General features: G+C 60.1%; 2 protein-coding genes and 3 pseudogenes. All 5 read left to right on the plus strand.

Annotated elements, in window-relative coordinates:
• On the plus strand, positions 1-1,684 hold a 1,684-nt coding region (locus AC3A6Y_RS34430), incomplete at its 5' end, for a hypothetical protein (RefSeq protein WP_487872700.1).
• 36 nt (positions 1,685-1,720) lie between these two features.
• Positions 1,721-1,864: pseudogene (locus tag AC3A6Y_RS34435) on the plus strand (DUF6988 family protein); the annotation flags it as partial.
• A gap of 374 nt (positions 1,865-2,238) precedes the next feature.
• Positions 2,239-2,481 carry an IS1096 element passenger TnpR family protein gene (locus AC3A6Y_RS34440; RefSeq protein WP_487872701.1) on the plus strand — a complete coding sequence of 81 codons (243 nt, stop codon included), beginning with the start codon at positions 2,239-2,241 and terminating at the stop codon, positions 2,479-2,481.
• Positions 2,408-2,860, plus strand: a pseudogene (locus AC3A6Y_RS34445) (plasmid pRiA4b ORF-3 family protein); the annotation flags it as partial. The gene AC3A6Y_RS34440 and the pseudogene AC3A6Y_RS34445, both read left to right, overlap by 74 nt.
• 144 nt (positions 2,861-3,004) lie before the next feature.
• Positions 3,005-5,944: pseudogene (locus tag AC3A6Y_RS34450) on the plus strand (Tn3 family transposase).
• Positions 5,945-6,262: the final 318 nt, after the last annotated feature.

Raw genomic sequence — 6,262 nt, forward strand, 5'->3', positions numbered from 1 at the left:
TCGTTCAGACGCATTCGCGAGCATCAGATATACAGCCGCTGGCTGCATAAACGAGGCGACTACTACCTTGACGCGCGCCGAGTGCCTCCGCGGAAATTCATCCGCGCGTGCGGAGGCAGATACCAATAGATGCGTTCCCCGGGTGATTCGTCAATTCCAGAACCTTAAGGATCATGGGGAGTTAATGGGCTTCCATGACGGCGGGCGGGACGTTGACTATCCGAAACTGAATACTGATAAGGATCACTGGCAGGGGATTCAACGCCTATCCTTTCCACCGGATAAGCGCAATCTTCTCATCCTCACGAGCAGTCACGACAACGACTCAGGGCACTACGCCGTCGTTGGCCTTGCCTCTCGCTTCATCGCCGGCTTCACCGGCCGCAGGTTTGGTGGAAATCGCATGCAGCCCACTACACCCGATTGGAACGTCGATCCACAAGGCAATGACACGATCCTTCAAAAGGGTTTAATAAATAATGTCTTTAATCATCCGGGCGGGCTGCAGGCGATCGGGCAATATGTCGCACTCCCGCTCGAACAGGTAGGAGATAACGACCGACCCGGGCGAACTTATCTCTACAACGCCGGCGCTACCCTCAACTTCAACACCAAGCGCTGCAATCGATATACCCCAGGCTGTATGCAAGGCGGCTGGATATTTGAGCACTCAGAGATTCAAAACGGCGCAACCGGCGTTACAAAGTTGGATGACGGCCGCTATTTAATGATTAGCGGTGTCACCGACAAGATGAGCAAGCTGGAGATCAACGTTTCTCGTTTCCGGCCCGATGGCACGCCTTATCGTATCGACGAGCAGGGAGTTTTTGGGCTGAACAACTGCCCTGGCTGCGGAGGGTTGTACAGCGCAAAGTTCGAGGTCAAGGATATTGATCAATGGAAGCTCGGTTACTCGAGCCTCCAGCTACTTAACGAGTGCGGCTCCGGCGATCTCTACCTTGTAGGCAACCAATATTTTCGCGGTATTTTCAGCGGAGAGGATTGGCTTCATCTCTATCGCCTCAACCTTCATCCTACGGGTGTCAATGCTGAAGGGGAGCCGGTCATTTTTGATAGGCGTCCGTCCCTTGCCTTTAAGCAAGTTGCAACGAAACACTTTTGGTGCACATACCGAAACTCCCGGACGCAATGCAATTTTGACGCCGCTGTTGGTGTCTACGTAGATCCACACGGCACTCTCTTGGTCTATGCAACCGTGCACGACAAATCACCAAAATTGACGTTTCCTCCGACACCGACGGAAGATCTGCCCGGAGTTGGCGTCACTCGGTTCGTCGAGTTCTCGCCAAATGATCCGGTCGATCTGCCGGATACACCGATCACTGAACGTTGTGATACTGCGAGCAAGATGTGGGTTGAGTTGTCTGATAAGAGGCTCGCAGCCGGCGTTCCGCCGACAGGTGCCGATCGATTCTTTATCGAGTATTCCAACTCCGCGCGGTCCACTGCGGATTTTGCGACGGCGTATGCTTTCAACGATCGGGCTCAATCAATCCGCTACTGCATAGCGCCTGGTTACCGCTACAAGCTCTGCGAGCATCCAGGTTTCGGCGGAAGGTGTCGCTTCTTCAGTTCGAATGGCTCGATCCGCGGCGCCAGCTTTTCCAATGCCGATGCCTCTTCAGGGTGCTTTACGACGGCAACCTCACGAGACTGCATTTGAGGACAGTCGTTCTCGGGCCCACAGTTTGAGCATGGCCTTAGCCAACGCATCCTGTTGAACGTGGGCTTGACCGGGACCGCGTTATCCTTGTGCCGCCTCCACTTTGAGGCCGCGGTTCGAGCCATCTGGACCGCCGAGTGCGCGTACGACGAGTGGCTCGACAAGTACCGCGGCACGTAGAGCCTGCCAATCCTGTGTCGATCAGTTCGATGATCAAACACATCACCGCCATAAGGTGCAGCATGTGGGAGAGGAGTATGCGCTGCTGAACACCACCATCCCGGCGATGCATTCGTTCGTCCAAAGTGGTGCTCTAGCCGTGGCGTATGCTTTGGTGCCGTCATACCCCACCTATACACTGATGGGGGCCCTGTTGAATCGCAATCTGCTCCACCTCTACATCGCAAATACCGCGGTCGTGGCGGCCGAGAACGGGCTTCTTGGTCCTCGGCTCCGGCTACTCCAAGAGAAGCATGCGGCGTGCATGCCACCCACCCGAAAAGGAGAGCATCTATTTCCTGGGGGTGTGCAGTGCAGCAAAGTAAGCTTCGGGGATGGAAGCCGTGGCATCTTCTGACCAGGAGGTCCTGCAGCTGCGCGCCGTGCTGCGCAGCATCAGCCCGCTGATCTGGCGGCGCCTACTGGTGCGCGGCGACACGAGCGTCGCCCGGCTTCACCAGATCCTGCAGGTCGCGTTCGGCTGGCAGGACATGCACCTTTCATCGCTTCGAGATCCGTGGTCGCGAGTACGGTGTCCATCAGGACGGCGGCGTGTTCTTCGACACCGACGCACATGAAGCCCTGATCGGCCAACTGAAGTTGCGGCGCCTTGAGCGATTCATCTACGAATACGACTTCGGCAATTTGTGGATTCACGACCTGCGCATCGAGGCCACCTTGCCCCTGGATCCCAAACGGGTGTACCCGGTGTGCATCGCAGGCCAGCGCGCGGCACCTCCGGAGGATTGCGGCGGTCCGCAGGCGTCCATGGCCACTCGGTTCGAGTGCACCCTGATCGGCGAGAGCAGGTCCCGGCAGCAGTTCGAGGATCTTCTCGACGACGAGGAATGGGCCATCCTGCGCCGCCACTACCACCCCGACCGCTTCGATCGGCGCGCCGTCAATCGAAGGCTCGCCGCTTTGGCTGCGCCATCTCAGGAAAGGTGTGCCCCATGAGAGTTACCTACAAGGGGTAATTGTATTTTTTTGACAAATTGACACGGTCGTAGTTGTCGCCGACTCCCGCACGCTTTCGGCGGGGTGATCGGAACCCGCAGCCACAACGCGCGCCGAAGGAGTAGATTGGCGGGCCTCATCCCTGTGGAGGATCCTGCCGTGACGTTCGCCCAGCGTTTCATTGGCGCGGAGACCCTTCCCTCCAGGATGTCCGAACTCGATGTCGAACAGTTCTTCAGCCTGAGCAAGGACGACATTTCCGCGGTCTGCGATCGGTTCCGCGATGACCGCCGCGTCGCTGCAGCCATCCAGTTGCTCTTTCTGCGGGTGAGCGGCCGCCCGATGGACCGATTCGCCACGGTGCCGAAGATCCTGCTGCGTTCAGTGTGCGAAGCGTTAAGGTCGCCCAGCGTGAGCATCGCCAGTCTGCGATCACTCTATGAACGTCGCCAGACGTTGTACGAGCACCAGGCCTGGGCCCGCACGTATCTTGGCCTGGGCGACTTGGATGAGGTCCAACTGCAGAAGATCGACCAGGTTCTCGCAGTCGCTGCCCTCGAGGCCGCCCACCCTGACGACCTGATACGAACCGCGCGCATCTGGCTGTACGGCAGGCGAATCATCATTCCGGGCTCACGCCGAATTGCCGACTGGGCCCGAAAGGCGTTCGATGTCACGGAGGCAGCGATGGCCGCAACGATCGAGGCGGCAATTGGGAGGGCGGCGCTGCGCCAAGCCATCGACTGGGCCTATGCACCCTCCCCTGCGGCCTCAGGCAGTCATCTGGAGTGGCTCAAGACACCGCCTCAGCGCCAAGCCCCGAGCACGACCGAGCAGACCCTGGAGAAAATCCGCGCTCTCAAGGCCTTGGGCGTGCACAACTGGGCGTTGGATTCCATCGCCCTGAGCAAACAGCAGGCTTATGCGGCGCACGTCCAGATGCGCCGGCCATCGATGACAGCTCGCATCGAACAGCGACGCCAGATCGTCGAGGTTGTCTGCTTTCTGCACGCCACGTTGATGGAGTTGACTGACATCGCGCTGCTGCAGGCTTCGCGGCGCAGCCAGGAACTGTTCCGGCATGCTGCGGAGCGTGTCTTCAGGAGTCGCGCCCGAAACAACAGCGCCACGCTGGAGCAGGCCGTCAGAGCGAGGGCCGTGCTTCGTGACGAGACGAAGTCATGGCGCGAACGTGTGCTCGAAGCTCGAAGCCTCCTCGACGGCATCGGCGACGCAGGGGCCACCTCATTCGCCTCGCAGGTTCGTCGAGCTCTTGCTGAGGACAGCCGCCGCGTTCACGCGCACTTGGCAGGACTTCAAGCCATCGACTTCGCCGGAAGACCTGGTGACCTGGCATACGAGCAATGGCAGGCGTGGATGAAGCTTCAGGCGATCGGCGGCCGGGAGATTCCGCCGAACTTCAAGCTTCCATCGGTAGGGCTTGCATGGAGCGCGATCGTCACCGATTTGGATCCTCGGTCCCGCTATCGTGCGTTCGAGGCCAGCACGATGATGGCCATGCGCAAGAGCTTGCGGCGCGGCAGCGTATGGGTAGACCATTCGATCTGTCATCGCCCAGCCAATCCATGCTCCTCGCCGACGCGGAATGGACAAGGTTCAAGGAACAGCACTATCAAATCCTTGGGCTGCCGACGCAGGCCAGCGAGTTCCTGGCGCCGATTCTGGCCACGATGTCGGTCGGGGTGTACGCGCTTGCCGAAGCGGTCGAGCGCGGGAAGGTGAACATCGACACCAAGGGTCTGGTGCATTTGCAGGCGATCCATGCGCTGGACGAGGAGATCGAACCTCGCAAGACCAGAGAGGCCGTCTTCAAGCACATTGGGCATGTGCAATTGCCCGACCTGCTGATGGAGGTCGACGCGGCGACGCACTTCAGCGAGGCGCTGCTGGCCCGTCGCCCCGAGTCTGGCCAAGAACTGATGGCAGTCTATGGTGCGCTGCTTGCCCATGGGAGCGACAACGACGCCACCGGGGTGGGATCGATGATTCCTGGACTGGATCCAGCGCATATTGCCGCGGCCATGCGCACCATCGAATTCAGTGGCCGCCTGCGACGGGCAACGAACGGGTCTCGGAATACCAGAACTCGCTGCCGATCGCCGCCTTGTGGGGAGACGGCACTAGAGGGTCGGCAGACATGATGGCCATGGATGCGAGCCGGCATTTGTGGACGGCCAGGGTGGATCCGAGGCGACGCACCTATGCCGCGGGCCTGTACACCCACGTGCGGGACCGCTGGGGGCTCTTCTACGACCAGCCAATCGTGCTGAACGAACGACAGGCGGGTGCCGCCGTCGAAGGCGTCGAGCAACACAATCGCAGCGAGGATCGCATTCGCATCTCCCTCCTGGCCGTGGACACCCATGGCATGACCAGCGTGGCCCTCGCCCTTGCAAAGCTCCTGGGGTTTGACCTGTGTCCGCGATTGAAGGCCCTGAGAGAGCGCAAGCTGTTCGTTCCCAGGGGATGGTCGGTGCCGGAAAGCTTGGAGAGGGCCACCGTCCGCCGAGTGTCTCTCAAGTCCATCGAGCGCGGCTGGGATGATCTCGTGCGACTGGTGGCGTCCATTCGCGCTGGGAAGGTGTCCGCGGTCCACGCCATTCATCGGCTGGGATCGGCCGCTATCGGCGATCCATTGCACCGTGCGGCTGATCACTGGGAGGGCTGCTGCGAACTCTGTTCCTGTGCGGCTACATGACGATCAACGACTTTCGACGTGAACTCCTCGCGCTACTCAGCCGCGGTGAATCGGTGCATCAACTCCAACGTGCAATCCACGGCGGGCAGATAGCGCAGGACCGGGGACGGCGCAGACAAGAGATGGTGGCCGTCTCCGGGGCACACGCCCTGCTCACGAACATCGTGCTTGCCTGGAACACCAGCCGCATGGACAGCGTCGTTTCCCGTCTCAGAGCCTCCGGCTTGCCGATGGAGGACGACTGGCTTCGCCGGATCGGACCCGCACACTTCTCGCACATCAACTTCCGCGGAACGTACCGGTTCAATCTCGAGAAGTATGGGCCGTTGCTGGTCGAGCGTCGCTCGGGCACAGCGGCACTCTGATCACCTGAGCCCGAGCAGTGCGAGATCACACGTACGCCTGGGCCGGCGCCGAGTCGGTGACCGTGTCAATCTGCACCCGTCGCATTGCCCTGCTCCGACATGCAATTTTGCAAGTGCTTGTCGTGCTTGAAGTTTTTCGGGGCGACCGTGTCAATTTGTCAAAAAAATACGAGTACCCCTGATGGTGGAGAGCATCTGTTTCCTGGGGGTGTGCAGCGCAGCATCTTTTCCCTGTGGCTATGCTGCGAGCGGCGGCTGAACCTGAGCGCCGAAGCCCGGATACCACCTCTGGAAGGACGTGCGCAGCTCGTCATTCAG

It is taken from the genome of Variovorax sp. Soil_C_17, assembly GCF_057657265.1.